The 25,569-nt window shown below is 59.4% G+C and carries 25 protein-coding genes and 2 tRNA genes; 16 read left to right on the top strand and 11 right to left on the bottom strand.

Annotated elements, in window-relative coordinates:
- The first annotated feature begins 160 nt into the window (after positions 1-160).
- The 6 genes from gyrB (at position 161) to CS903_RS06945 (ending at position 5,929) form a co-directional block, all read left to right on the top strand.
- Positions 161-2,215, top strand: coding sequence for a DNA topoisomerase (ATP-hydrolyzing) subunit B (gene gyrB, locus CS903_RS06965; RefSeq protein WP_099332899.1), 2,055 nt, complete (start codon positions 161-163; stop codon positions 2,213-2,215).
- Between the two features lie 264 nt (positions 2,216-2,479).
- Positions 2,480-5,002 carry a DNA gyrase subunit A gene (gyrA, locus tag CS903_RS06960; RefSeq protein ID WP_099332898.1) on the top strand — a complete coding sequence of 841 codons (2,523 nt, stop codon included), beginning with the start codon at positions 2,480-2,482 and terminating at the stop codon, positions 5,000-5,002.
- 70 nt (positions 5,003-5,072) lie between these two features.
- Positions 5,073-5,465: a DUF3566 domain-containing protein gene (locus CS903_RS06955; protein WP_370737658.1), complete on the top strand. Its 393-nt coding sequence runs from the start codon at positions 5,073-5,075 to the stop codon at positions 5,463-5,465.
- A 112-nt stretch (positions 5,466-5,577) separates the two neighbouring features.
- Positions 5,578-5,654 (top strand) — tRNA-Ile (locus CS903_RS06950).
- Positions 5,655-5,678: 24 nt separating this feature from the next.
- Entirely contained in the window at positions 5,679-5,810 is a 132-nt protein-coding gene (locus tag CS903_RS09615; RefSeq protein ID WP_277984878.1) for a hypothetical protein, read from the top strand.
- A 46-nt stretch (positions 5,811-5,856) separates the two neighbouring features.
- Positions 5,857-5,929: transfer RNA gene (locus tag CS903_RS06945), tRNA-Ala, on the top strand.
- 45 nt (positions 5,930-5,974) lie between these two features.
- Here the strand turns inward: CS903_RS06945 and CS903_RS06940 are convergent.
- From CS903_RS06940 to CS903_RS06925, 4 genes are read right to left on the bottom strand one after another with little or no spacing between them, the layout of a single operon-like run.
- On the bottom strand, positions 5,975-6,520 hold the full coding sequence (locus CS903_RS06940; RefSeq protein ID WP_129587620.1) for an SRPBCC family protein: 546 nt from the start codon (positions 6,518-6,520) through the stop codon (positions 5,975-5,977).
- Positions 6,521-6,543: 23 nt separating this feature from the next.
- Positions 6,544-7,110: an NADPH-dependent FMN reductase gene (locus CS903_RS06935; protein ID WP_099332830.1), complete on the bottom strand. Its 567-nt coding sequence runs from the start codon at positions 7,108-7,110 to the stop codon at positions 6,544-6,546.
- Positions 7,107-8,207, bottom strand: a complete 1,101-nt coding sequence (locus CS903_RS06930) for an LLM class flavin-dependent oxidoreductase (RefSeq protein WP_207203779.1) — start codon at positions 8,205-8,207, stop codon at positions 7,107-7,109. Before CS903_RS06930 ends, CS903_RS06935 begins: the two co-directional genes overlap by 4 nt.
- Positions 8,207-8,698 carry a MarR family winged helix-turn-helix transcriptional regulator gene (locus CS903_RS06925; RefSeq protein ID WP_099332829.1) on the bottom strand — a complete coding sequence of 164 codons (492 nt, stop codon included), beginning with the start codon at positions 8,696-8,698 and terminating at the stop codon, positions 8,207-8,209. Before CS903_RS06925 ends, CS903_RS06930 begins: the two co-directional genes overlap by 1 nt.
- Before the next feature lie 237 nt (positions 8,699-8,935).
- On the opposite strand from CS903_RS06925, the gene CS903_RS06920 reads away from it, so the two are divergent.
- The 5 genes from CS903_RS06920 to CS903_RS06900 all read left to right on the top strand — a co-directional run bounded on the left by CS903_RS06920 (position 8,936) and on the right by CS903_RS06900 (position 14,851).
- The gene (locus tag CS903_RS06920; protein ID WP_099332828.1) at positions 8,936-9,178 is read left to right on the top strand and encodes a DUF2871 family protein; all 243 of its coding nucleotides are present in this window, start codon (positions 8,936-8,938) and stop codon (positions 9,176-9,178) included.
- A gap of 29 nt (positions 9,179-9,207) precedes the next feature.
- On the top strand, positions 9,208-10,230 hold the full coding sequence (locus CS903_RS06915) for a DUF2804 domain-containing protein (protein ID WP_099332827.1): 1,023 nt from the start codon (positions 9,208-9,210) through the stop codon (positions 10,228-10,230).
- Positions 10,231-10,489: 259 nt separating this feature from the next.
- Complete coding sequence (gadC, locus tag CS903_RS06910) at positions 10,490-12,037, top strand: glutamine/gamma-aminobutyrate antiporter GadC (RefSeq protein ID WP_099332826.1); 1,548 nt, start codon at positions 10,490-10,492, stop codon at positions 12,035-12,037.
- A 9-nt stretch (positions 12,038-12,046) separates the two neighbouring features.
- Entirely contained in the window at positions 12,047-13,348 is a 1,302-nt protein-coding gene (locus CS903_RS06905; protein WP_099332825.1) for a hypothetical protein, read from the top strand.
- A gap of 144 nt (positions 13,349-13,492) precedes the next feature.
- Positions 13,493-14,851 (top strand): hypothetical protein, encoded by a 1,359-nt coding sequence (locus CS903_RS06900; protein WP_129587619.1) that lies wholly within the window; start codon positions 13,493-13,495, stop codon positions 14,849-14,851.
- Here the strand turns inward: CS903_RS06900 and CS903_RS06895 are convergent.
- Together CS903_RS06895 and CS903_RS06890 are read right to left on the bottom strand one after the other, a co-directional pair.
- Positions 14,848-15,135, bottom strand: a complete 288-nt coding sequence (locus CS903_RS06895) for a GNAT family N-acetyltransferase (RefSeq protein ID WP_099332823.1) — start codon at positions 15,133-15,135, stop codon at positions 14,848-14,850. The genes CS903_RS06900 and CS903_RS06895 overlap by 4 nt on opposite strands.
- Positions 15,136-15,157: 22 nt before the next feature.
- Positions 15,158-15,688 carry a YbhB/YbcL family Raf kinase inhibitor-like protein gene (locus CS903_RS06890; RefSeq protein WP_099332822.1) on the bottom strand — a complete coding sequence of 177 codons (531 nt, stop codon included), beginning with the start codon at positions 15,686-15,688 and terminating at the stop codon, positions 15,158-15,160.
- Positions 15,689-15,859: 171 nt separating this feature from the next.
- On the opposite strand from CS903_RS06890, the gene CS903_RS06885 reads away from it, so the two are divergent.
- The 5 genes from CS903_RS06885 to CS903_RS06865 all read left to right on the top strand — a co-directional run bounded on the left by CS903_RS06885 (position 15,860) and on the right by CS903_RS06865 (position 21,256).
- Entirely contained in the window at positions 15,860-16,717 is an 858-nt protein-coding gene (locus CS903_RS06885; RefSeq protein WP_099332821.1) for an SDR family oxidoreductase, read from the top strand.
- Positions 16,718-16,849: 132 nt separating this feature from the next.
- Positions 16,850-17,263, top strand: a complete 414-nt coding sequence (locus CS903_RS06880; RefSeq protein WP_099332820.1) for a DUF1801 domain-containing protein — start codon at positions 16,850-16,852, stop codon at positions 17,261-17,263.
- A gap of 6 nt (positions 17,264-17,269) precedes the next feature.
- Complete coding sequence (locus tag CS903_RS06875) at positions 17,270-18,034, top strand: NAD(P)H-hydrate epimerase (protein WP_099332819.1); 765 nt, start codon at positions 17,270-17,272, stop codon at positions 18,032-18,034.
- 51 nt (positions 18,035-18,085) lie between these two features.
- Positions 18,086-19,384 carry an MFS transporter gene (locus CS903_RS06870; protein ID WP_099332818.1) on the top strand — a complete coding sequence of 433 codons (1,299 nt, stop codon included), beginning with the start codon at positions 18,086-18,088 and terminating at the stop codon, positions 19,382-19,384.
- Positions 19,385-19,417: 33 nt separating this feature from the next.
- Complete coding sequence (locus CS903_RS06865) at positions 19,418-21,256, top strand: glycoside hydrolase family 2 TIM barrel-domain containing protein (RefSeq protein WP_099332817.1); 1,839 nt, start codon at positions 19,418-19,420, stop codon at positions 21,254-21,256.
- Here the strand turns inward: CS903_RS06865 and CS903_RS06860 are convergent.
- The 5 genes from CS903_RS06860 to CS903_RS06840 form a co-directional block, all read right to left on the bottom strand.
- Positions 21,253-22,107 (bottom strand): amino acid ABC transporter permease, encoded by an 855-nt coding sequence (locus CS903_RS06860; protein WP_099332816.1) that lies wholly within the window; start codon positions 22,105-22,107, stop codon positions 21,253-21,255. The two genes, CS903_RS06865 and CS903_RS06860, sit on opposite strands and share 4 nt — an antisense overlap.
- Entirely contained in the window at positions 22,104-22,745 is a 642-nt protein-coding gene (locus CS903_RS06855; protein ID WP_099332815.1) for an amino acid ABC transporter permease, read from the bottom strand. Before CS903_RS06855 ends, CS903_RS06860 begins: the two co-directional genes overlap by 4 nt.
- Positions 22,746-22,769: 24 nt before the next feature.
- A complete protein-coding gene (locus CS903_RS06850; protein WP_099332814.1) occupies positions 22,770-23,765 on the bottom strand; it encodes a glutamate ABC transporter substrate-binding protein in 996 nt (331 codons plus the stop codon).
- Between the two features lie 148 nt (positions 23,766-23,913).
- Positions 23,914-24,645, bottom strand: a complete 732-nt coding sequence (locus CS903_RS06845; protein WP_164996707.1) for a gamma-glutamyl-gamma-aminobutyrate hydrolase family protein — start codon at positions 24,643-24,645, stop codon at positions 23,914-23,916.
- A gap of 112 nt (positions 24,646-24,757) precedes the next feature.
- Complete coding sequence (locus tag CS903_RS06840; RefSeq protein ID WP_099332896.1) at positions 24,758-25,519, bottom strand: amino acid ABC transporter ATP-binding protein; 762 nt, start codon at positions 25,517-25,519, stop codon at positions 24,758-24,760.
- Positions 25,520-25,569 lie beyond the last annotated feature (50 nt).

Below are 25,569 nucleotides of genomic sequence, written 5' to 3'. Positions count from 1 at the left end.
CTTCGGCCGAAATCAAATCAGCAAAAACGGAACACCAGTTCTTCGAAGGCGGGGCCTCCAATGCTCCAACACGAAGATCATACCCGGCTCCGGCCGGAACTAGGCGTCGGTAAAGACGCAGGTAGGGGAGTAGTACGTGAGCGACTCCGCGAAAGATGAAGTGGACCAGAACGAAAACAGTGTTCGTCCTCAACCCAATGGGAATGAGTACGGCGAAGCCAACATCACCGTTCTTGAAGGTCTCGAGGCGGTTCGTAAACGACCCGGCATGTACATCGGCTCGACGGGTGAACGCGGTTTGCACCACCTGGTTTACGAGGTTGTGGATAACTCTGTTGATGAGGCCCTGGCGGGATACTGTGATCACATTGAGATCACCATTCTCGAGGACGGTGGAGTCCGGGTAAGCGATAACGGCCGTGGCATCCCCGTCGGACTGCACCCCACCGAGGGGCTTCCGACCGTTGAGGTCGTCATGACGATCCTGCACGCCGGCGGTAAGTTCGGCGGCGGTGGCTACGCGGTTTCCGGCGGTCTGCACGGTGTGGGTATCTCAGTCGTCAACGCCCTGTCGCGTCGCGTCAACACGGAGGTTCGTCGTGAAGGCAAGCGCTGGGCCATCGGCTTCGCCAACGGCGGCAAGACGGTTCAGCAACTCGAAGAGGTCGGTGACACCGACGAAACCGGTACCACCCAGACCTTCTGGCCCGACCCTGAGATTTTCGAAACTGTTGAGTTTAACTTTGAGACACTTCGTGGTCGCTTCCAGCAGATGGCCTTCCTCAACAAGGGACTGCGAATCACACTGGTGGACCAGAGGGTAGCTGAGGCCGTTCCGGGGGATGAGATTACGGGAGAGACAATCTCCGGCGATATCCCAGAGTCCGTTGACCCCTCCTCTGAGGATAAGTTCCGCAGGGTTTCCTACTGCTACCAGCGCGGATTGCCGGACTACGTTGAGTACCTCGATACCACCAAGAGGTTCACACCTCTGCACACCGACATCATCGATCTTGATGCTGAGAATGATGCGGGCACCATGTCCCTGGAACTTGCGATGCGCTGGACTTCCTCTTACCAGGAGACGCTCTACACCTACGCGAACACCATCAACACCTCTGAGGGGGGTGCTCACGAAGAGGGCTTCCGCGCGGCGCTGACGACCATCGTCAACAAGTACGGCCGGGATAAGGGGATTCTCAAGGATAAGGATGAGAACCTTTCGGGTGACGACGTTCGTGAGGGTTTGACGGCGGTTCTTTCCGTCAAGCTCACGGAACCCCAGTTTGAGGGGCAGACCAAGACCAAGCTTGGAAACACCGAGGCCAGGACATTTGTCCAGCAGCAGACCTACGCCCTGATGGGGGACTGGTTCGACGCGCACCCGGGCGAAGCCAAGATCATCATCTCCAAGGCGCAGTCGGCTCAGCAGGCTCGGATTGCCGCGAGGAAGGCCCGTGAGGCCACCCGTCGCAAGTCCGTCCTCGACGCCGTTTCACTTCCGTCGAAGCTGCATGACTGCTCATCGCGCGATCCCCTGATCTCCGAACTGTTCATCGTGGAGGGCGACTCCGCAGGTGGATCAGCCGTCATGGGGCGGGATCCGAACCGGCAGGCCATCCTTCCGCTGCGAGGCAAGATCCTCAACGTCGAGAAGGCATCCTTTGACCGGGCCCTCAGTTCAGATACCATCCAGGCTCTGATTGGCGCCCTCGGCACCGGCATCGGTGAAGAGTTTGATGCTGAGAAACTGCGCTACTGGAAGATCATCATGATGGCGGATGCCGACGTTGACGGTCAGCACATTGCCACCCTTTTGATGACGTTCTTCTTCCGCTACATGAAGCCACTGGTTGAGGCCGGACACCTCTACTTGGCCACCCCTCCGCTCTACCGCCTCAAGTGGACGAACGCCGCGCACCAGTATGTCTACTCGGATGCCGAACGTGACCGCATGCTTGAAATCGGCCTCGAAAAGGGTTGGCGCCTGCCCAAGCAGGGCGGTCTGCAGCGCTACAAGGGCCTTGGCGAGATGGACTACTCGGAGCTGTGGGAGACCACCATGGATCCGGACGGACGCCTGCTCAAGCGGGTTGAAGTTGGCGAGGCCGCCGCGGCTGACGAGATCTTTACGGTCCTGATGGGTGATGACGTGGAGTCCCGACGTAACTTCATCCAGCGCAACGCCGCCGACGTCCGCTTCATTGACGTTTAACGGGAAAAGAGGAACACAACAGTGACTGAGAAGAATTTTCCCGATGACAACGAGACTCGCGACAACGGTGATGTGAACGTGAATGACGACAACTTCGAACCAGAAGAGATTGCTGAGGCCGTAGCTGACGCCACCGAGGACGCCCTCGAACAGGCAGAAGTTGCAGGTACCGTCATCACCCCTGGCGAGGAAAACCAACAGGGTGATGAAGAGGACGAGAACGGCGATACCGGTCATATTGACGCGGTTGAACTTGAGTCCGAAATGCAGCGTTCCTACCTGGACTACGCCATGTCGGTCATCGTTGGTCGAGCTCTGCCAGACGTGAGGGACGGCCTCAAGCCGGTCCACCGACGCATCATCTACACCATGTACGACGGTGGTTACCGTCCCACCGCAGGCTTCTACAAGTGCATGCGTGTCGTAGGTGACGTCATGGCTCACTTTCACCCGCACGGCGACTCCTCGGTTTACGACGCCCTAGCCCGCATGGTGCAGCCCTGGTCGCTGCGCTACCCGCTGGTAACCGGACAGGGTAACTTCGGTTCCCCCGGAAACCTGGGCCCGGCGGCTCCCCGTTACACCGAGTGCAAGATGGCACCGCTCTCCATGGAGCTGGTCCGCGATATTGACGAAAACACCGTTGATTTCCAAGACAACTACGACGGACGGAACCAGGAGCCCGTGGTCCTTCCGGCCCGTTACCCGAACCTGCTTGTTAACGGTTCCGAGGGTATTGCGGTTGGTATGGCAACCAGGATTCCACCCCATAACCTCCGCGAGGTTGTCTCTGGCATCCAGTGGTACCTGGAGAACCCAGATGCGACCCGCGAAGAGCTGCTTGAGGCACTGCTTGGCTTCATCAAGGGCCCGGACTTCCCCTCAGGAGCAACGATCCTGGGCCGCAAGGGCATCGAGGATGCCTACCGCACCGGCCGTGGCTCCATCGTCCAGCGCGCCATCGTTGACGTTGAAGAGATTCACGGTCGCACCTGCCTGGTCATCAAGGCCCTGCCCTACCAGGTCAATCCCGACACCCTGTCCATCAAGATTGCCGAGCTGACCCGTAACGGAGAGATCCAGGGCATCTCAGATATCCGTGACGAGACCTCGGGGCACAACGGCCAGCGCCTGATCATCGTCCTCAAGCGTGACGCGATCCCCAACGTCGTCCTCAACAACCTCTACAAGCGCACCTCACTTCAAGAATCCTTCCCGGCCAACATGCTGGCTCTGGTTGATGGGGTACCGAGGACGCTGTCAATTGACGGCTTCGTCCACTACTGGGTCAAGCACCAGATCGATGTCATCGTGCGCCGCACCCAGTTCCGCCTGGCGAAGGCTCGTGAACGCCTCCATATCCTTGAGGCCTACCTCAAGGCTCTGGACCTGTTGGATGAGGTCATCGCCCTCATCCGTCGCAGCCCCACGGTTGATGAAGCACGCCAGGGTCTGATGTCGCTACTCGAGGTCGACCAGGTGCAGGCCGACGCGATTCTCTCTTTGCAGCTGCGTCGCCTGGCTGCCATGGAACGCCAGAAGATCATGGACGAGCACGCCGAGATCGCTGCTCGTGTCGAAGAACTGTTGGGCATTCTGGAAAGCCCAGTTCGTCAGCGCGAGATTATCGGTGAAGAACTGGCTGAACTCAACGACAAGTACGGCGATGATCGCGTAACCAAGATCGTTCCCTACGGACCGGAGATCTCGATTGAGGCCCTCGTTCCGCAGGAAGATGTCGTCGTCACAATCACGCGAGAGGGCTTTGCAAAGCGCACCAAGCTCGACCAGTACCGGGCGCAGAAGCGCGGCGGTAAGGGTGTGCGGGGAACTTCCCTGCGCACGGATGACGCGATTGCCCACTTCTTTGTCACCAATACCCACGACTGGCTGCTGTTCTTCACGAACAAGGGCCAGGTCTACCGGGTCAAGGCCTATGAGATACCCGAGGGCGGTAGAGACGCCAAGGGGCAGCACGTTGCCAACCAGCTGGCCTTCCGTCCCGGTGAGTCGATCGCCCAGGTCATGGCCATCACCACCTACGAGGATGCCGATTACCTCGTCCTCGCCACCCGTGACGGTCTGGTGAAGAAGACGAAGCTGTCGGCCTACAACTCTCCGCGTCAGGCCGGTGTCATCGCGATCAACCTTCGTGAGGACGAAGACGGTGATTCAGACGAGCTGGTCTCGGCACAGATCGCCAACGCCACGGATGACCTCATTCTTGCGACCCGCAACGGCATGTCACTGCGTTTTGAGGCTTCCGATGAGGCGCTGCGCCCCATGGGTCGTACCACCTCGGGCGTCCGCGGCATTCGCATGCGAGAGGGCGACGAGCTGCTCAGCATGGAGGTCGTCAAGGAGGGGGCCGACCTCATGGTTGTTACCGAGGGCGGTTACGCGAAGCGTACCCCGCTCTCCGAGTACCGGTCGCAGGGGCGTGGTGGCCTCGGTATCAAGGTGGCTGACCTGCGTAAGGACAGGGGTGACCTGGTGGGCGCCCTCGTCACCACGGCTGATGAGGAACTGCTGGCGATTACTGAGGGCGGCAAGATCATCCGCGTCAATGTTTCGGATGTTCGCCCCACCGGACGTAACACCGTCGGCGTCATCCTTTCTCGTCCCGACGAAGAAGACCGAGTAATTGCTATTACGAGGAACACGGAGTCGCAGGTGGATGAGGAAGAGTCTCAGGTAGGCTCGGAAGAGGCCGAAGAGGCCACTGAGGTAATCACCTCACCTGAGGAAGCCGACGCTGTGAGCAGCGAGGAGAACGCGAATGAGTGATCAGACGCAGGGCAGCTACGAAGCACCCACTCACGCCGGGTATAAAGACGACACGGAGAACCGTGATGAGGTGTACGAGCACCACGACTCCCACTATGTTGATGAGCCCCGCAGCGTTGAACTGACGATTGCCAAGATTGATGCCTGGCCGGTCCTGAAGGTCTCTTTCCTTCTATCGATCGCCCTCGGCATCGCCTCGGTTGTCGCAACGGTTGTGGTCTGGTTCGTCCTCGACGGAATGAACGTCTTTGGATCTGTTGAGGACTTCCTCATCGACCTTGGGGCCGATCGCTTCCTCACCCTGCTTGAGTACGTCCGACTTCCCCGCGTCATTTCGTACGCCACCATCATTGGCGTAGCGAACATCGTCATCTTCACGGCGATTGCCACGCTGGTTTCCTTGCTCTACAACCTGGTTGCAACTTTGGTCGGTGGCATCAGGGTCTCTCTGATGGATGAGTAAGCCAGACTGTTCCTAACCACAGGGCCCCTGAACGGTGATGTAAATCGCGCCATTCGGGGGCCTCATGGTTTGGCTATTTATTGCTCAGCAGGTAATCTTTCTCTTTGTTGAGGGGCCTATAGCTCAGTTGGTTAGAGCGCAGTCCTGATAAGACTGAGGTCGATGGTTCGAGTCCATCTAGGCCCACCATCAACAGGGCCGGAAGGTGTAGGAATGAAGTTCCTTGGACGCGCAGCACTTAGTGTTGTAGTTCTCGGGGTCGCAGTTCTTGCTACTTCGATGGTCATGGATATGATGGACAACGATCGCTTCTGGCACAGCGTCAAGCCCGGTAACGGGAAATGACCGCAAGAGGCAGGATGAACTAGGGAAACCTAAGGATTCCAACGTAGGGGCCGTGGCGCAATTGGTAGCGCATCTGCTTTGCAAGCAGAGGGTTAGGGGTTCGAGTCCCCTCGGCTCCACGACACAGGCCCCGGCATCGTTGAGATGCCGGGGTTCTTTGCTTGCTACCCCTCCACGATCTCGACGAGGACGTCCAAGAAGGTTTGCGTGCCGGCGATGGTGGCCAACTGCTCTTCCTCGGTGAAGCCCGGGGTTTCCTGCGAGACCCGCAGGTGTGTTCCCGTGGCCGTGGTAGTCAGGTCATATGCCAGCTGGCTGGCGTTGTCCTCAGGCGGCTGATCCGTGATCGTCATCAGCAGATGAAACGGAGGATCGACCTCGAGGAACTTCCCAGCCCAGTCAATCGTGTCTCCATCGGGCAGCACCATGGTCGCAACCCACTTCTTGCCCACCTCTGCGTGATAGTCGAGGCGGTCGAATGGAACCTCTACCTCACCGCCACCAAACCAGCGCGCAAACATCTCCGAACGTGTCAGAGCTTCAAACACCAGGGCCGGTGGTGCAGCGATCTCGCGGTCGATCTCAATGCCGTTCTCGGTGATACCTGTCATTGCAGTTCCCCCCACGATCTGCCCGGGATCCAGGGACCGACGATCCTCGGATGAACCCAGGATCTCCTGATCGTAATCCATGGGTTCTGAGGAAGACACACCCACCGGTTTTGAAAGGGACTTTAGAACGCGTACTGCGCCTCTCGTTCCTGCCTCATCAGCGCGTAGGTGTTGGTCAGGGTCACGGTGTCCTCAAGGAGGCGGTCGATACGCATGGTGACGTCGTCGCTGATGATCTGACCGCGGTGAATAGCGGACCCCTCAGCAAAGACGTAACTCTGCACCACCTGGGCCTTCATGTAGGTGAGGATGGGGCGCAGCTGCTGCTCAGCCACCAGGAAGTGCTTGTCGGTTCCGGCGGTGACGATGATTCCGACCACCTTGTCTTCGAGGGCGCTGACGGGCAGCAGGTCGAAGACATTCTTCAGGGCGCCTGGGATGGAAGCCTGGAAGATCGGGGTACCGACGATGATTGCATCGGCCTCCATGAGGGCGGTGGCGATGTCGCGGGTATCGCCCTCGTACTCTAGGTAGTTGCGTCCGTCTGAGAACTGGACGTCCAGTTCGGCGAGGTCGAGGAGTTGCGTTTCGACCTCGGGATAGTTCATCGCGAGGACGTCCATGGCGTGGGTCATGGCGGTCTTGGTGGAGGTCCCCACCCTGGATCCAGATAGTCCTACGATCTTCACGGCTGGGTCACCTCGTTCTGGTTCTTGGCCCGGGTGTACTTTTTGACGACGGGGATGATTTCTTCGCCGATAACTTCGATGTTGCGCATGACGTTCTTGAAGGGGATGCCACCGAAGTCCATCTGCCCCATGAAGCGCTGGTGACCGAACTGTTCGTGCTGGTAGAGGATCTTATCGATAACCTCCTGCACGCTGCCGATGTTCTGCACGTTGTGGGGGTGGGTGCCCTGGGCGAACATCTGCTTCGGCATGCCGCGACCGTTGGTCCGGATCATGCCCTCATTGATGTGAGGGTAGGTTTCCTGCAGCGCCTTCTGGGAGGTCTCAGCCACGTAGAGGAAGCCTGCGGTGGCCACGGGGAAGTCCGCGGGGTCATAACCGCTGCGCGCCAAGGAGTCACGGTAAACATCGATGGTGTACTTGAAGCTAGAGACGGGTCCGCCGAGCTGCGCCAGAACCATCGGAGCCCCAGCCATACCAGCCTTGATTGCGCTGGCAGGGGGTCCACCAACAGCGCGCCAGATCGGCATCTGTCCGTCCACGGGGCGGGGGAGTACCTCAGCATTGTGCAGGGGAGGGCGGAACTGACCCTGCCAGTTCACCACTTCTTCACGGTTGATTTGCCGAAGGAGGTCGAACTTCTCCTCAAACAGCTCCTCGTAGTCTCGCACGTCGTAACCGAGCAGATCGAAGAGGCCGATGCGGGAGGCGCGTCCCGCGATGATCTCGGCGCGGCCATCCGAAAGCAGATCCAGGGTTGCGAAGTTCTCGTAGATACGCACGGGATCGGAAGTCGAGGCGATAGTCGAGGACGAACCAATCTTGATGGTGCTGGTCGCCTCCGCAATTGCCCCGAGGATGACAGCGTGTGCCTGGGAGGCAAAGAACTCCTGGTGGCTTTCACCCACGCTAAAGAAGTCGAACCCGGCCTGCTCTGCAAGCTTGCTGTACTCCACGAACTCACGGATTCGTTCGCGGGCGCTAACCCGTTCACCCGTCGAGGGGTTCGGCAGGTGATCACCCAGGGTATACATGCCGAACTCAAGTCCCGCACCGGGGTCGATGCGGTTTTGCACCATCATGCTCTCTTGATTCATTAGCTCATCTCCGTAGTCAGGCACGGTTCGTTAGTGGTGGAGGCGATTCCCTCAGTAGGGGCGCACCTGTCAAGAATGTTTGTGTGCAGCTTTGCCATCAGGGTTTCCAGCTGCTGTAGTTCGCTCTCGTTGAGGACGTCCTCGAACATCGATACCTGCAGCGCCACCTGCTTCGGATAAACCTCGCGAAGCTTCTGCATTCCGAGGTCCGTGAGGGAGATGTACTTGGTTTTCCACTGCTGGGTACGGGCGATCAGGCCGTCTTCTTCAAGCCGGGTCAGCATTCGCGACACCCCACCACCGCTCAGTGTCAGGCGACCGGCGAGGTCGGTCTGAGTCACGGGCTGGGCGACCTCGATGTGGGTGAGTGCCTCAAACTGGGCCACAGTCAGGTCGAAACGCGTCAGGTAGGCGTTCGAAATACAGTTGCTGCGGTGTACGAAGCGAGACAGGTACAGCCAGGTCTGCAGTGCCACCTGGTCCTTCGGCATACTCACCCCTCAAAATCCATCACTTGACTAAGCAAACGAGCATCACTTTAGGGAGCAAGTGACTCTTTGGTCAATCCCTGCAGAGGTGACGGTGTTCGCACAGCCTCCGCTTTGGGGCTCCTGTCCCATAGGGTCGAAGCATTGTCAGAAGGCCGTTACCCCCAGGGGTAAGAGCTCAGAGACACTTGCTGGATACCGACCTCCGGCGAACCGTCGCACCAATCTTGAAAGTGAAGCTTGAAGAAGAAACTGTTCAACTGGTTCTTCTGGCTCTACAACGTCGGTGTCGTCCTCACCTCGGCAATGCTCAGCGTTCACGGCTCCATGACGGTAGCCGGCGTTGAATCGAACAAGATGATCTCGGGCATCGCAGGTCTTGGTCACATCATCCTCACCGCGGGACTCACCGTCTTCTTCGTTGTGCTTGGAAAGGCCGTCAACCGTCAGGTTGCTGCTAAGTCCGATGTCGAAGCCGCCTAAGTATCCCCGTTTTGGGGAACAATGACCCCATGACTACCAACGCTTTTCCTGTCGAACCAGAGATCACGGCCCCCGTCGCCCTCGTCAAGAACAACCGCCTCAATCCAGAGGCCGTGGGCTGGATGCGTCAACCGCTTCTTGATACCTCCGGGATTGACGGTCGCCGGACCTGGGGACGGAACAAGCGCTGGGAGTACTGGAACGTCATTACACCGACCCACATCTTGGCACTGACTGCATCGTCGATCGACTATGCGGGGGTGCACGAGTTGTGGGTATTTGATAGGCGCACCGAGCAGAGTTGGCACGTCTCCCGCTCAGATATTCTGCGCCCGATTGAGCTGCCGAAGTCGCTGGAGGACGAGGCGCTCAGGGTTGAGAGTGGTCCCCTGGCTGTGGCGATCGAACCGATTCCAGGCGGTACGCGCCTGCGGGCCCGTATCCCCGGGGCGGCCTTTGACGTGGTGGCAGAGCTGCCGCCAGGCCACGAACGCCTCGGGGTGGTGGTCCCCTGGTCGAAGAAGCGTTTCCAGTACACAGTGAAGGACATCGCCCGTCCTGCTTCGGGATGGGTGGAGACGGACGGGCAGCGCTTCCCTGTTCCAGCGGGGGAGTCCTGGGCGACTCTTGACCATGGTCGAGGACGGTGGCCGCACAGGATCCAGTGGAACTGGGGCGCGGCTTCCGGGTACGTCGAGTTCGAGGGGGCGACGCACGTCCTCGGAATCCAGATGGGGGACCGCTGGACCGATGGAACCGGCATGACGGAGAACTCTCTCTACTTCGACGGACGCCTGACGAAAGTCGGTTCCCTGACCTGGGACTACGACATCGAAAACTGGCGGAAGCCCTGGCATATCCACGGCCCGCGGGTTGATGTTACCTTTATGCCCTTCTACAACAAACAGGCGAGGACGGACCTCAAGGTCGTTTCCAATCGCACCGATCAGTGTTTTGGCATCTATGGCGGAACGGTTGATATCGAGGGCGTGGGCCCCGTCGAATTTGATGGCCTGGTTGGTTGGGCTGAAGAAGTGCACAACCGCTGGTAGGGACCGGCCTTTGACCTCCCTGTCCGTTCGGTTAGTCCATGTTGCGGACAAAACCGCGGACGTCTGATAAGTAACAGTGTTCTCACCTCGGGGTTTGTAGATAAATGCTAGATTTTACCGGGTTGGAATTTTCCCCGACCCGGGCTGACACGCTGCTGAAGTGTTTCAGCCTGCCCGAAAATGCATTCGCTGCGGCTACGTCATGGCCGAAGGTGAGAGTTTTGTGGGCACCACGTAAATGAGAGTAGAAAGGCTGCCGATGACATCGACTTCTACGAAGCCATCCACCCCGCCCCCAGCTTCCTCCACCCAGAAGTCAAACGCAACGATTGGGTTGTGGGGTCTTGTATTCCTGAACGTTACGGCGATCATCTCGCTGAACAACCTGCCATCAGAGGCGGAGTACGGCCTGTCCGCCGTCTTCTACTACCTCTTCGCAGCGGTCTTTTTCCTTGTTCCCGTGGCCCTGGTAGCAGCCGAGTTGGCGACTGGTTGGCCGGAACGAGGCGGAGTCTTCCGCTGGGTTGGTGAGGCATTCAAGGGGCGCTTCGGCTTCATGGCGATGTTCCTCGCCTGGGTTGAGGTCTGTGTCTTCCTGCCGACCGCTCTGACATTCGGTGCCGTCGCCCTCGCCAACATCAACCCCAACCACACCGAGGCAATGAGCCTGGCGAACAACAAGTTCTTCATCCTCGCCGTTGTCCTGCTGGTCTACTGGGGTGCTCTCTTTGTTGCACTGCTCGGTTCCCAGGGCATCCAGAAGATGGCCAAGTGGGGCGGTATCATCGGTGTCTTCGTTCCCATGGCCATCCTCATCATCTTCGGCAGTGCCTACATCATCGGTGGCAACAAGGCTGAGATGAAGCTGGGTTGGGATGAACTGATTCCTGACTTCTCAAACTTCTCCAACATTGTCCTGGCGGCCTCGGTCTTCCTGATGTTTGCCGGTATGGAAATGAACGCGGTCCACATCAAGGAAGTTAAGAACTCTGAGAAGACCTACCCCAAGGCCATCTTCCTCTCGGCCATCTTGGTCGTCGCCATCTTCGTTATCGGCACCCTGCTGATCGCCTGGGTCGTTCCCGCCAAGGACATCTCGCTGACGACCGCGATTTTGACCACCTACTTCGACATCTTCGCCTGGGCGCACGTGCCGTGGCTGGGATCGATCATTGCGATCATGCTGGCCGTTGGCGTCCTCGTCAACGTCACCACCTGGGTTGCCGGTCCCTCAACCGGTATGTTCGCGGTCGCCAAGGCCGGCTACCTGCCCAAGTTCTTCCACAAGACCAACAAGCACGGTCAACCCGTGGTTATCCTGCTGGTTCAGTCCGGCCTGGTCTCACTACTGGCGATCCTCTTCGTCACGCTGCCTTCGGTTGAGTCGGCCTACCAGATCCTCAACCAGCTGGCCAACATCCTCTACCTGACGGTGTACATGCTGATGTTCGCCTCTGCTATCCACCTGCGCTACAAGGAACCGGAAGCACCCCGACCGTTCCGCCTGGGTAAGAAGGGCAACGGCCTCATGTGGGTTGTGGCGGGCTTCGGCTTCGCGGCCTCGCTGACTGCCTACGCCTTCTCCTTCATCCCCCCGGACCAGATTTCCGTCGGCAGCCCGGTGCTGTACGTGGGTATCCTCGTCGTCCTCGTTGTGGTCTTCTACGCTCTACCAAACATCATCTACCAGCTGCGTAAGCCGTCCTGGATCACCCCGGATGATGATTTTGCGCCCTTTGACTGGCAGCTCAAAGAGCAGGGTTCCGCGGCTCCTGCTAAGGTTCCCGCCACCACCTCAGACAAGTAGGAGGACGAGTTGACAAAGTACAACAGGGTTCGTTTCGCAGGTTTCGCCATTCCGACCACGCCCTCCAGCATCGTCGGAATCGGGGACGTAGATGGCCCGGGAGCCGTGGCGGGGACCTACCCGGCGCTTGCGGACCCGACAGCCGACATTGCTGCGCGTCTCGACGTCATGGCATCTGCCGTTGATGCGGCTTTTGCCAAGATTTCGGAAAAGAAAGAGGACGATGTCCTCAACATCTTCGTGGCGCCGGAGTTCTACTGGCACAGCGACATTGGCCCGTACGTGTTCGGTGAGGGCGAGGACGACCCGGCCGACACGATTCTCGGCCAGCTCCAGGAGCGCTTCCCCACCGAGAAGTACCCCAACACCATGTTCATCTTCGGGACGGTGATTTCAGCCCAGGTTGATGATCTTGAAGTGATTCTCAACGACCCTTCGGTCGTCGAGCGCAACAAGGTGGTCCGGGCTCTGAGTGAGGGATGGATAAACTCGGTCGGTGCCATTCAGGGCGCCCTGTTCGACATGCTGGTCAACTTCGTCAAGCTGGGGCACTCCTACCCGCAGGTTGAGGTGCGCAACCGCGCCCTCATCATCGGTTCGGAACTGCTGCAGGGTGTCACCGGTTCCCTGTCGACCACGACCGCCACCACCGAGAAGTACTACGCATCAAACGAGGACTTCCTGCTGTGGGACGTCACCGGGAAGCCGGTTATCACCGAGCAGATCGTGGCCTACCCGGCCATCGACCTCTCGGGAGGTGACCTCAAGCAGAAGCCCGAAGATTCGAAGGCCATTTTCCGCGTCGAGGGTGGGCCTGTGGTCGGCGTTGAAATCTGCCTTGATCACTCGGATCATCGCCTGCGTCGCTCCTCGCAGCTTTCGCCGTGGCCGACGGCTGGGGAGGGCGTGCAACTGCACCTCATCCCCTCCTGCGGCATGCAGTTACACCCGGCTTCTGTGGCTGCGGTTGCCGGTGGACTGGCATTCAACACGGATGGCCTGTACGCCCTCAGCAACGAGGACAGCGGAGAGGTCGTCAAGGCTGAGGTTGGCGGTGTCGCTTCGGTCCACGTTGACTACGTTGATGGCACCAACACCACCTACGGTGCCCACACCCAGCTCTCACGGATCGTCTCGGGACCGAAGGGGGCGGACTCAGCGCGGGCCGGGGCCAAGAACGCTACCTTCGAGATCCCCGAGGTCGATGTGACGGTACTTCCCGTTGCTCACACGGCTGAAGTTGAGTCGGTGTTCGCTGGTGGACCGGGTGCGGTGCATATCTACGGACTGGATGAACCGCTGGCGATTTAGGACATCTTTGCGATGAGTCTGAAAGATCCTTATTAGGCTGTGGGGTGGTTGAGTTTTCAACCACCCCACAGGCATCTATCTCGAAGATGCGGTGCTGAACGTACGCCACCCAGCAGTGTGGTGGCGAGGGGGGAAAGGGAGTCCTTGGGTCAAGTAGCAATAGTTATCGGCTTTGTGTTGGTGATCTTCACGCTGATCGATACCTTCTTCACGGTCATGAACTACAACCAGCGCGGGGTGTTGGTGAACCCCGCCATCGCCCTCGAGTGGCGTTTTATCCACTGGCTGGTGCGACCGCTCAACCGGAGGCTGCGGGTGGGGATCTACCGCGCACTGACCGGCGTGATTCTGCTGTCGGGCATCGCCATCTGGGTCACAGGGATTCTGCTGGGCTTCGCCTTGATCTACTTCGGGGCTATGCAAATGGGGCACCTGCACGCCGGACCTGGCTCTCCCGGGGGATTTGTCGGCGCCATGTACTTCAGCATCGCCCAGTTCGCAACGGTCGGGGCGATCGGGATGACACCGGATGCGACTCTGGTCAGCATTCTTTCGGTTTCAGAGACGCTGATCAGCGTCCTGCTGCTGTCACTGGTGATCACCTACCTGGTTAACATCTTCAACGCCATTGAGGCGTTGAGGACGCTGTGCGCCTGCTTCCCCAGCCGCTATGACTACGTCACCGCCCCCCTGGCCACCCTTGCCCCCTACCTGCCGCGTGAGGACAAGGTGAGCCTCGAGACCCACCTGGCTGCCACCCGCGAGGCAATGAACGCCTACTTTGACTGCATCGCCTCAGACCACTCTTCGATCTACTTCTACAGCGGCAAAGACCGCTTCTCGATGCCGTTCGCGGTCTTCAACATCGCGGGGACCCTCGAGGGGTTGAAATCAGGGCTCCCGTTGAACCACCCGGCCTCAAAGCTGCCTGAACTGGAACGCCTCCTTGATTCCTTTGAGAGCTGCCGGGGCCAGGTCTACGAGCTGTTCCGCTGGCCGGAGCCAGAGGGCGCCAAGCCGGTTGATAGCGACACGTTCGTTGCCAGGGCAGAGAAGGCCGCCGCGCTCGACGGTGACCTCGCTGTCGGTCCGATCCCGAACGCTGGTTTCGACCACCAGGCCCCGCTGCCGGCCCGGCTGGAGCAGAACCTCAACCTGAAGCGCCAGTGGGAGGAGGACCATACCGAGATGTTCGAGAGTGCAGACCAGTACATCAGCCGCTTTGTGAAGCTACGCCTGGTAGCTCTGCGCATGAGCGAGATAGAGCCGACCAACGACTGGCAGAACGAGTACCAGGCCTACGTGGACTGGCTTTCTTTCGCCCCTGTAGCCGATGACTTCATCCGCCGGACCTCGCATTTGTTTGACTACAACCCCACCTACAACCTCGGTGAGGACGCCGCTAACTCGCCCATTAGCCTCTATGGCTGGCAGGCCGAGGATCCGGTTCCACCGGCCGTTGCGGCGCAGAAGGCCCAGTCGTCCTCGGCGAAGAAGTCCTAGGCCAGCAGGTCCCGGTAGTCCGGGTGCTTGTTGACCCAGGCCGCGACGAACGGGCACTGCGGGCGGATCTTCGTATCCCCGGATTCACGGGCCATCTCGAAGGCGAACTGAGCTAACGCACTCCCGATGCCCCGTCCCTCGTGTTCGGGGTCGACCCGGGTCTCAACCAGGATCATCGTGTCGCGATCCATCCGGTAGGTGAGTTCGCCAACCACCTCGTTTCCGAGTTGGGCAGCAAACCGGTGTGCGTGAGGTTCAAAAGTAACTCGCACTTGCTCGTTCATTTTCGCTCTGTTTCCCTTCGGTTTAGCGCTGGTAGGTGCCAACGAGAACGCCACGTGCAATCGTGTGACCCAAAATGGTGAAGGCAGCTCGCGTCGGAGTGGCGCTACTGTCGAGGCCGAGGTCGTCGATATCGAGGGCATGGACTGCAAAGTAGTAGCGGTGGGCCCGGTCGCCCCGCGGTGGCATAGGACCGGTATACGAGAGACCCCCGCCGTCGTTGCCGAGGTGGAATGCTCCGGGGGGAAGGAGGTCGTCCCTGCTTCCGGCCCCGGGGAGGAGCTCCGTGACGGTGGGATCGAGGTTGACAACGGTCCAGTGCCAAAACCCGGCCGGAGTTGGGGCGTCTGGGTCAAAGCAGCTGATGAGAAAGCTACGGGTTTCAGGTGGGAAACCTGACCAACTCAGCCCGGGAGAGAGGTGTTCGCCCTCACCACTGTGACGAATGGGGATGGGTCCGTGGTCGGAAAAGTCGATTGAGGTGACTGGAAATGATGGGACCCGGGGAAGCATGTCATACGGGTCGGGGGCGATGGGTCGGGCGGCCAGATCCATGATGTTCCTCCTGAACTCTCAAGGCCCCTATGGGACTTACGTCTCAGTCTAAACAGGTTGCAAAAATACACGTGCGGTTTGCTGTGGGCCGTTACCATCGAACATGTGGGGCGTGGAAACAGTGTTTCCATTCTCGTCCCAGACAATCAAGATAAAGACAAAGGAGTCATCGTGGGAGTCTACGTTGTAACAGGTGCGGCATCCGGTATGGGTCGTGCGGCTGCTGAACAGCTGCGCTGGGAAGGCCACCGGGTCATCGGAATTGACCTGCACAGCACGGATGTCATCGCCGACCTCTCCTCCGAAGAGGGTCGTCGTCACGCGGTCGAAGAAACCCTGCGCCAGGCGGGAACCCGCCTTGACGGAGCCGTCCTCGCCGCAGGACTGGGTCCGCTCCCGGGCCGTGAGGAAATCATCGCCAAGGTCAACTACCTGGGCGTAGTGGAGATTCTGGAAGGCTTGCATGACCTACTGGCTGCGGCTGGCAATGCCAAGGTGGTTATCTTCTCCTCTAACTCAACCACCACCATTCCGGGAATTCCTGAGGATCTGATCAAGGCATTCCAGGCTCGCGATATCGAAAAGGTTCTTGAGATTGGTGCCTCTTACGGTGATGTGGCATTCCCGAACTTCATGTACGCGGGTTCTAAGGTGGCCATCACCCACTGGATGCGAACCATCGGTGTCACTGAGGACTGGGCCGGAAAGGGGATCCGAGTCAACGCACTCGCCCCGGGTGCAGTTCGTACGCCGCTAATTGAGAAGCAGCTGGCAGATCCGGCCTTGGCCCCGGCAATCAAGTCCTTCCCGATCCCGGTTCGCGAGTTTGGTAAGCCGGAAGAGGTTGCCAAGTGGGTCATCTTCATGCTCTCGCCCGCCGCTAACTTCCTCTGTGGCTCAGTCATCTTCCTCGACGGTGGTACCGACGCTTACTTCCGCGCCGATGACTGGCCCAAACCGATGACGATGGAGCAGTACCCGGACTACCAGGCCAAGATGGCAGCCTTCGCGGGCACCGTCAAGGACTAGACGCTCCTCCTGGGTATCAACTGACACTGCAGGGCATAGGTCTGAAAAGGCGTGCCCTGCAGTGTTGTTTTGTCGGAGCTTTGGTTTAGCGTTGGAGGGAGAAGGTAACCGGGAGACTAAAAGGGGGTCTTAATGCCAGCGAAACAGCCAGCCATGTCTCCGTCTGATCTACCGGTCGAACCAGTTCTAGATCGGGCGACAGGGCCGCGTCGACTCGAGGTGGATCAGCTGATGGCACTTCACGAAGCTGTTACGGGGCAGCCCCCAGTGGTGTGGGCGGGCCGAATCATCGGGTTCGGAACACATCATTACCGTTACGACAGTGGCCACAGTGGAACAGCGCCCCTGTTGGCATTCGCGCCGGGACCAACCCGCCATACGATCTACCTAGTGGGTGACTACGCACAGAAGTGGCCTGAACTACTCGGGCAATTGGGTCCCCACCAGGTGGGTAAGGCCTGCCTCTACATCTCCAGGCTCTCCAACGTGGACCAGGGTGTGCTGCGTCAGCTCCTAGAACTTTCACTCGCAGAGGTAGAGGAATAGGACGTGATGGCAACAGAACTGGTTCCGGTTTACACAGCTGCCCAGGTGATAGCAGCGGAAAAACCGCTGCTTGCGGCATGGGAGCCGCTGATGGCTCGTGCCGCCCACGGTCTTGCGCGGTTCGTCCTCGACAATCTTCCGGGACATCCGGCTGAGGTGCGGGTTCTTGTGCTGGTTGGCAGTGGTAACAACGGGGGCGATGCACTCTATGCTGCCGCCCACCTCGCAGAAGCGGGGGTGAAGGTCGACGTCCTTCCAGTGTCATCTTCCTATCACCTTGCGGGGATGGACTCTGCGCTTGCGGCCACAGCCCGCAGGGTGAACCGAGCTGATTTGGCCGACCTTTTGCGTGGGGAGGTCGTCGAGGGGGACCCGGAGGAACCGGCGGGCTACGACCTCATCATCGACGGCATCGTGGGAACGGGAACCAGCGCAGACCCGACGCTTCGTGGACCTGCCGCAGAGGTGGTCGAAGAAATTTGGGAGTACCTGGATCAGGTCCCCGTCTGGCCCGAGGTGATTGCGGTGGATCTGCCCAGCGGGCTAGACCCGGACACCGGGCAGGCCTCGGGAACCGTCCTCGCTGCCGATGTCACCGTTACTTTCGGTGGGGTAAAGTCGGGTCTGGTCGCACCGGAAGCCCTGTGGTTAGTGGGAGAGATTGTCCTGGTCGACATTGGACTTCAGGAAGAGCTGGATAAGGTCGGCGAGGTAGCGATCGATGAGGTGGCCATGATTATCGACGAAACGGACTGGCCGCCGGCTTCCTAGGCGGTGCGCCTAGGCTGAAGTGACCCATCCTCAATCTCAACTCGGAGAACCATGAGCACCCTTGAGCGACTTCAACCCCGATTCATGACAGCTGTCGTCATCCTGGGGCTGACGGGACAGCTGGCCTGGACGGTAGAGAACATGTACTTGAACGTGTTCGTGTACCAGACCATTACGGACTCACCGCATGTCATCGCAACAATGGTGGCGGCCTCGGCACTGGTGGCGGCAATTACAACACTGTTCATCGGGGCGTTCTCTGACCGGACGGGAACCAGGCGCCCCTTCATCGCCATTGGCTACGTCCTCTGGGGGATCCTCACCGCATCGTTTGGCTTTGTGCAGGGCGGTGAGGGGGTTGCCAAGGCAATGACCGGGGCCGTGGTGGCAATCGTGATCCTGGACTGCGTCATGTCCTTCTTTGGGGCGGCAGCTAACGACGCAGCATTCTCCGCCTGGGTGACGGACAAGACCGATCCGGGGAACCGCGGTCGTGTGGATGCTGTTCTGCAGATCATGCCGCTGGTAGCGATGCTGATCGTTTTTGGGGCACTCGATGGCCTGACCCAGGATGGGAACTGGAAGCTGTTCTTTGGCCTCGTTGGCGCAGTCACGGTGGCAGTAGGGGTGCTGTCGTGGTTCCTCACCCCCGATGCGCCGACCATCAAAAAGAGCGAAGAACCCTACTTCGCTTCGGTTGTCTACGGCTTGCGTCCCTCGACTGTCCGCAGAAACCCCCGCCTCTATGTTTTGCTGCTGGCCTGGGCGATTATCGGAACCTCCACGCAGGTGTTTCTGCCCTACATCATCATTTACATGCAGTTTCGCCTGCGCCTAGAGACCTATCCGATCATCCTGGCAGTGGTGATTATCGTGGCTTCCACCCTGTCGATCCTTGGGGGTCGCCTAATTGATCGCTTTGGCAAGATCGCCTCTATCCTTCCGGCTACCACCGTCATGATCACCGGCTACCTGGTGATGTTTTGGGCGAGGACGATGGGACCGGTGATTGTCGGCGGCATCCTGGTCTTTAGTGGCATGATGCTGGCGACCGCGGCCATTGCGGCATCTGTTCGCGATGCCACCCCTCCCCGCCATGTCGGGATGGTGCAGGGTTTACGCATGATCGCCATGGTGCTGATCCCCATGTGGATCGGCCCGTTTGTGGGGGCCTCGGTGATCAGCGGGGCGAACGAAACCTATGTGGACCTGGGTGTCACCAAGCAGGTGCCGACCCCGTGGATCTTTGCGGCGGCAGCGGTGATCGCTGTTCTGGTGGTCATACCCGTGTGGTGGCTGGGACGCCTTGGAGTTGATCACCCCTCCGAAGTCAGCGCTCCGGTACAGTAGTCAGTCCCGATGAACCCTTCAAGGAGAACACCGATGCTGACCCCCTGGGGTGAGGTCCTCGACGCCAGCAACCCGCTTCCCGACTATCCGCGTCCCCAGTTGGTTCGGAAGGGGTGGAGTAGCCTCAACGGCCCCTGGGACTATGCTATTCAGCCCCTCAGGGAAGAGCGGGACAATCCCCTGGCTGTGGATGACCCAGCTGATCCACCCGGCGTGTGGGATGGAAAGATTACCGTTCCCTTCTCACCGGAGATGCCCCTGTCGGGTGTCAACCGTACCCTGCAGCCTTCTGAGACTCTGTGGTACTCCCGCTCCTTCTCCGTCGAACCCTCGTCCGGTGAGCGCGTCCTCCTCCACTTCGGTGCGATTGATCAAAGCTGCAGGGTGGCGGTCGACGGGGTCGAGGTAGGGGGAAACGTCGGGGGCTACCTACCGTTTACCCTGGACATTACCGATGCCCTGGTTCCCGGTTCTTTCCACAGCCTGGTGGTTGCGGTTCGCGATGTCACCAACTCCTCCTACCTGAGTGTTGGGAAGCAGTCTTTGAACCGGGGAGGCATTTGGTACTCACCGCAGTCGGGCATCTGGCAGACGGTGTGGCTTGAGGTGGTCCCTGAGCAGCACATTTGGAAGCTCCGCTACACACCTTCGCTCGACTCGGTTGAGGTGACGGTTACAGCCACGCCCTCTTCCTCCTTCGATGAAACAGTTGAGTGTGCGACGGTCGAGATCGGCTCGCCCGGCCTTTTCGAAGAGCGGGATCCTTCCGACTGGGCAGCGGTTCAATCCGTCATCATCAGCCAGGAGCTTCCCGTAAACGAACCGGTGAGGGTTCAGGTGCCCGAACCGAAACAGTGGTCGCCTGAAACTCCGTACCTCTACCCGGTGCGAATCACCCTGGGCAGCGACGTGGTGACATCTTACTTCGCGCTGCGAACCGTCGGGGTTGGTGAGAGGGCGGACGGCCAACCCGCCCTTCTGCTCAACGGGAAGCCACACTTCGCCCGCGGCCTGCTCGACCAGGGTTACTGGCCCGACGGCGGCTACACGCCGGCCAGTGATGAAGCGCTGATTTACGACATTCAGTTAGCCAAGTCTGCCGGTTACAACATGCTGCGCAAACACATCAAGATCGAACCGCTGCGCTGGTATCACCACTGTGACAGGCTGGGAATGCTGGTGTGGCAGGACGCCGTTAACGGGGGGCGCCCTCCTCGCAAGATCCTGCTGAACAGCCGGGTAGTTATCCCCTTCTGGATACGGGATCGCCCCGGAGCCGTCCTCGGACGTCAAGACCCGGAGGGGCTGTCAATGTTCGCCAGCGAACTGGCTGACATGATCGACACCCTCCACTCGGTTCCCTCCGTGGTGATGTGGGTGCCATTCAATGAGGGGTGGGGACAGTTTGATGCGGCACTGGTGGCGCAGATGGTCCGGGAACTCGATCCCACCCGAACGATAGACCACGCCTCCGGCTGGTTTGACCAGGGGGCGGGTGACCTGAACAGCACCCACGTCTACCTGCGTCCGCCCACCAGGGTGGGCCTAACCAAACCGCGGGGGGACAGGCGCGTCCTCGCCCTGACCGAGTACGGGGGCCTGGGCCTACCCATCCCGAATCACCAGTGGAACGAATCCACCTTCGGCTACCTTAACTACAAGAGTCCGGAGGCGCTTGCGGAGGCGTTTAGGAAGCTTCACGCCGAGCAGCTTCCTAAAGTGGTGGCACGTGGGCTCGGAGCCACGGTCTACACGCAACTTTCGGATGTTGAGGATGAGGTCAACGGCCTGGTCACCTACGACAGGAAGGTCGTGAAGATTCCGCTGGAACTTGTTCGGGACCTGAACCGGGGCCTGGGGGCAGCAGACTAAGCCTCCGGGGTCTGTCCGACTCGGTTGAACGAAGAGGTAGGGCGATAACCTGAGAGGTAGCGGCGTTGTTGCTGTCGGCTCCAGACATCAGCCGTCCTCGTGATGGCCAGGTTGACGAGGACGAAAACGACGGTCACCACCAGGTAGGTCTGAATCAGATCCCCGGTGTTTGAGACAATCACTTTCGCGCTGTACTGGAGTTCGCTGTAAGACACGGCGTACCCGAGGGTGGTGTCCTTGATGAGGATGGCAACCTGAGCCAGTAGCGATGGCATAACCAGGCGGATAGCCTGCGGGAAAATGACATAGCGCATGGTTTGCAAGCGAGTCAGGCCGATAGCTTCTGCGGCTTCGGTTTGGCCCTTGGGTAGGGCCAGAATGCCGGCCCGGAAGACCTCGGCGATGGTGGCTCCCGAGCACAGGCCAATTGGGATCACCAGTTTCCAGTACAGATCGGGGTTGATCTGGTACTTCGGCAGCGCGATGAAGAAGATGTAGATCAGAAGCAGCAGGGGAATGGAGCGGAAGAACTCGATGATTCCCGTTCCAACCCAACGGATCCACCGGGTTTTTGACAGTCGCATGAGGGCGAGGAGCACGCCGAGTGGCAGTGCAATCAGAGCTGATCCTGCGGCGGCAAGCAGGGTGTTGCCGAGGCCCTTGAGGAGGTAGCGGATGATAGGCCACTGCGTAAAGGTGTCCCACTTGTGGGCGGCCAGCTGTCCGTTGCTGCCAAACAGGTAGATGGCGTAGGCAAAGAAGGCCACAATCGCAGCCGAAGAGATGATGGTGGCTATGCGAATCCGGGCTGCCGCCTTGGGGCCGGGGGCATCGAAGAGGGTGGTGCTCACCGTAGGACCCTCAACTTTCGCTCAAGGCGGTCGCCAACCGCGCCGGCTCCCAGCGAGACCACCAGGTAGATGATGGCCGCAACCATGAAGGTGGTTAGTCCCAGGGCTTCACGAGTGTTGATGTAGGTGACCGTTGCTGTCAGGTCCATAACGCCGACAGTTCCCGCCAGGGATGAGGAAAGGAAAATACCGATGAACGTGGTGACCAGCGGCTGAACCATGGAGCGGAATGCCTGGGGAAGTACGACGAACCGAATGGTCTTGCCGAAGGTGAGGCCGAGGGAGCGCGCTGCCTCAATCTGTCCCGCGGGAACCGAGTTGATGCCCGCCCTCAGGGACTCGCAAATGAAAGCCCCGCCGACCAGGGCCATGGCGATGATGACGGAGTTGGTGTAACTCCAGAGCAACCCGATTTCAGGGAGGGCATAGACAACGATGATGATCAGGCTGAGCAGGGGGACATTACGGAAGACATCGACGTAGACCAGCCCGATCGCACGCAGGGGAGCGACCGGGCTGATCCGGAAGATGGCCATGATGGTCCCGACAAGGAGCGCGAAGAGGAAACCCAGTGCTGTTAGCTGCAGGGTGACCAGAAACCCTTCGAGGAAGAGGTCGCGATACTGCCAGAGAACCATGTTGAACCCGTTCGTTGCTTGGGTTTAGTTCCCAGCAGAACCGATGGCCGGTGCCACTGGTTCGGTGGTCACGCCGGTCATCTCACCAATCGTTGCGTGCCACAGGGCGAGCCAGGTTCCGTCGGAGAAGATCTTCTCGAGGAACTCATCGATGAATGCCTGACCGTCGGTATCGGTCTGGATGCCGATGCCATAGAGGTCCTCATCACCAAACGGTTCTCCTACAATCGTCAGCTCGGGGTTCTGGAGCACGGCGTTCAGCAGAAGGGTCTGGTCAATGACGTAGGCGTCCGCGCGGCCCTGCTTCAGAGCCTCCACAGCTTGGGCGTGGTCGGGAAGTGCCAGGATCTCGGCGTCTGGGATGAACTCTTCGATGGTGGGAACACCGGTTGAACCGGCCTGGGTGACCACGGTTTTACCTGCCAGCGACTCTAGTCCGCTGATATCCGCATTGTCCTTCTTGATGAGGATGGCTGAGGCCGAAGAGTAGTAGGGACCCGCGAAGTCGATGCGCTCCAGGCGCTCTGGGGTTACGGAGTAGGTGGCGATGACGACGTCAACCGAGCCGTTCACCAGAAGTTCTTCACGGGTGTCAACGGAGACCTGCGTCAAGGTGGTCTTCGTGGCGTCACCAAAAATGTAGTTGGCCAGAAGCTGGGACATGCCGGCATCGAAGCCTATGACCTTGCCGGTGGCGGGATCAAGCTTTGAGAACAGTTCCGATGTTTCGGTTCCGCCGACCTTAAGGACCCCGGACTCTTTCACCCTGGTGGCCCACTCAGAGGCTGCAATGGTGGCTTCGTCAGCAACGGGACCGAGGTTGACGATTTCGTCGTAGACGGTGTTTCCGCTTTCAAATGACCCGGAAGGCTCTGCCACCGAGCCGCTCTGACCCCCGGATGCACCGGATTCGGCAGAGTTCGTTCCGCTGGAGCAGGCCGACAGTGCCAGTGCAGCGGTGGCAGCCACTGCGGCCATGGCAGCGTAGCGTCCCTTGCGTCTTGTAGTGGTGGTGCTCATTTTTTATCTCCTTCGATTCCTTCGGCTAGGAAACCTTAGAACGGGTGAGGTCGCAAGTTTTAATGGGACAGCGAAACTAATAGGGGTCCCAGGATGGTGAGCGAACGGTTTTATAGGACCCTACGGCCTGCAGGGCGAGTAGGACCAGTCAGGCCGCGACGGACTGGGTGCGAAGGGAACACATTCGCGCTAGGAAACAGTCCAGCATAGCTGGATCGGCATCGGGGTCTTCCGGGTGCCACTGCACGCCGACAATAGGTGCATACAGGTGCTCGATGGCCTCTACAGTCCCGTCGTCAGCGCGTGCCACAACAACCAGTTCGTGGCCGAGAATATCGACGGCCTGGTGGTGGGCGCTGTGGATCATGGTCCTTATGCCATCAGTTGGGAAGGGTCCGGAACGGCAGCAGCCAAGGACCTGGGCCAGCTGAGAGCCAGCGGCGATGTTGACGGTGTGACGGGCAAACTCAAAGTCATCCATCAGGCTGTCTGAACTGTGGCCAGGCTGCCCGCTAATGTCCTGCGTCAGTGTGCCCTTTTGGGCGACGTTTAGAGCCTGCATACCCCGACAGATACCCAGGGTTGGCGTGTGGGTCGCAACTGCCTCACGAATAAGGGCCAACTGAGCCGCATCGCTCCGTGGAAAATGAGGGGTTGCGTTCGGGTAGTCAACCTCGCCCTCGTAAAAATCAGGGGAAATATCCGGTCCACCCATGATGACCAGCGCATCGGCCTCGGATAGTTTCAAAAGCGCCTGGTCGACGGTGTCTTCCTCACCCCAGGTAACCTCGATGTTCCAGTACCCCTTCGCCCTCGACACGATTGATCCGAGGAGGCGCTCAGTCAGCTCACTTTCGCGCTTATCATCCGACCGGCGCAAGGCTACGCCGGATATGAGAAGCGTTGGCCGCTGGTCTGAGGTATCCATGAAACAGCAAGCTACCACCAACCCATTTTGAAAGGGAAGAGGTCCAAATGACGATCCCGGTCGGCTAGTGGGGGAGAATCCTCGAGAGGAACTCTCGGGCTCTTTCTGACTGGGGGTTGTCGAAGAACTCGTTAGGGGGAGCCTCCTCGACGATCTTTCCGTCGGACATGAAGACAATGGAGTCCCCGGCTTTTCGCGCAAAACCCATCTCATGGGTGACGACAACCATCGTCATTCCGTGGGCCGCCAATCCCTCCATAACGTCGATAACCTCGGTGATCATCTCGGGGTCGAGGGCGGACGTGGGCTCGTCAAACAGCATCACTTTGGGGTTCATGGCCAGGGCGCGCGCAATGGCTGCCCGCTGCTGCTGGCCGCCGGAAAGCTGGGCGGGAAGCTTGGTGGCCTGATCGGCCAGGCCAACCCGGGAGAGGAGGTCCATCGCCTCGGCTTCAGCCTTGTCCTTCTTCATTCCCTTCACCTTGATGGGTCCCAGGGTGACATTGTCGAGGACAGTCATGTGAGAGAACAGATTGAAGGATTGGAACACCATTCCTACCTCGGAACGGAGGTTAGCGAGTTCTTTGCCTTCTTCCGGGAGGACCTCGCCGTCAATGAGGATCTCTCCGGAAGTGATGGGCTCAAGCCTGTTGATGGTCCGGCACAGGGTTGACTTTCCGGAGCCTGACGGGCCGATAACGACAACGACTTCACCGGGATTGACCGTGAGTGAAACATCGTCGAGGGCCATAAAGTCGCCGTAGTGCTTGGTGACGTTCCTGACTTCCACGACAGGGTTTACCGTCGGTGAGTTCTCTGTGCTCATTGAGACCATGCGCCTCTCGGGGGTTTTACGGAGGGGTCCTCCAGCGGAAG

Origin of the sequence: Actinomyces minihominis (assembly GCF_900187855.1) — a bacterium.
GTDB lineage: Bacteria > Actinomycetota > Actinomycetes > Actinomycetales > Actinomycetaceae > Scrofimicrobium > Scrofimicrobium minihominis.
The sequence above is the reverse complement of the archived record's forward strand: the minus strand, read 5'-3'. Positions and strand labels throughout refer to the sequence as shown.

Coding starts and splice junctions, on each gene's coding strand:
- gyrA (WP_099332898.1), top strand. CDS start 2,480: ATGCAGCGTTCCTACCTGGACTACGCCATGTCGGTCATCGTTGGTCGA.
- CS903_RS09615 (WP_277984878.1), top strand. CDS start 5,679: ATGAAGTTCCTTGGACGCGCAGCACTTAGTGTTGTAGTTCTCGGGGTC.
- CS903_RS06930 (WP_207203779.1), bottom strand. CDS start 8,207: ATGAATCAAGAGAGCATGATGGTGCAAAACCGCATCGACCCCGGTGCG.
- CS903_RS06925 (WP_099332829.1), bottom strand. CDS start 8,698: ATGCCGAAGGACCAGGTGGCACTGCAGACCTGGCTGTACCTGTCTCGC.
- CS903_RS06915 (WP_099332827.1), top strand. CDS start 9,208: ATGACTACCAACGCTTTTCCTGTCGAACCAGAGATCACGGCCCCCGTC.
- gadC (WP_099332826.1), top strand. CDS start 10,490: ATGACATCGACTTCTACGAAGCCATCCACCCCGCCCCCAGCTTCCTCC.
- CS903_RS06895 (WP_099332823.1), bottom strand. CDS start 15,135: ATGAACGAGCAAGTGCGAGTTACTTTTGAACCTCACGCACACCGGTTT.
- CS903_RS06890 (WP_099332822.1), bottom strand. CDS start 15,688: ATGGATCTGGCCGCCCGACCCATCGCCCCCGACCCGTATGACATGCTT.
- CS903_RS06880 (WP_099332820.1), top strand. CDS start 16,850: ATGCCAGCGAAACAGCCAGCCATGTCTCCGTCTGATCTACCGGTCGAA.
- CS903_RS06875 (WP_099332819.1), top strand. CDS start 17,270: ATGGCAACAGAACTGGTTCCGGTTTACACAGCTGCCCAGGTGATAGCA.
- CS903_RS06870 (WP_099332818.1), top strand. CDS start 18,086: ATGAGCACCCTTGAGCGACTTCAACCCCGATTCATGACAGCTGTCGTC.
- CS903_RS06865 (WP_099332817.1), top strand. CDS start 19,418: ATGCTGACCCCCTGGGGTGAGGTCCTCGACGCCAGCAACCCGCTTCCC.
- CS903_RS06855 (WP_099332815.1), bottom strand. CDS start 22,745: ATGGTTCTCTGGCAGTATCGCGACCTCTTCCTCGAAGGGTTTCTGGTC.
- CS903_RS06850 (WP_099332814.1), bottom strand. CDS start 23,765: ATGAGCACCACCACTACAAGACGCAAGGGACGCTACGCTGCCATGGCC.
- CS903_RS06840 (WP_099332896.1), bottom strand. CDS start 25,519: ATGAGCACAGAGAACTCACCGACGGTAAACCCTGTCGTGGAAGTCAGG.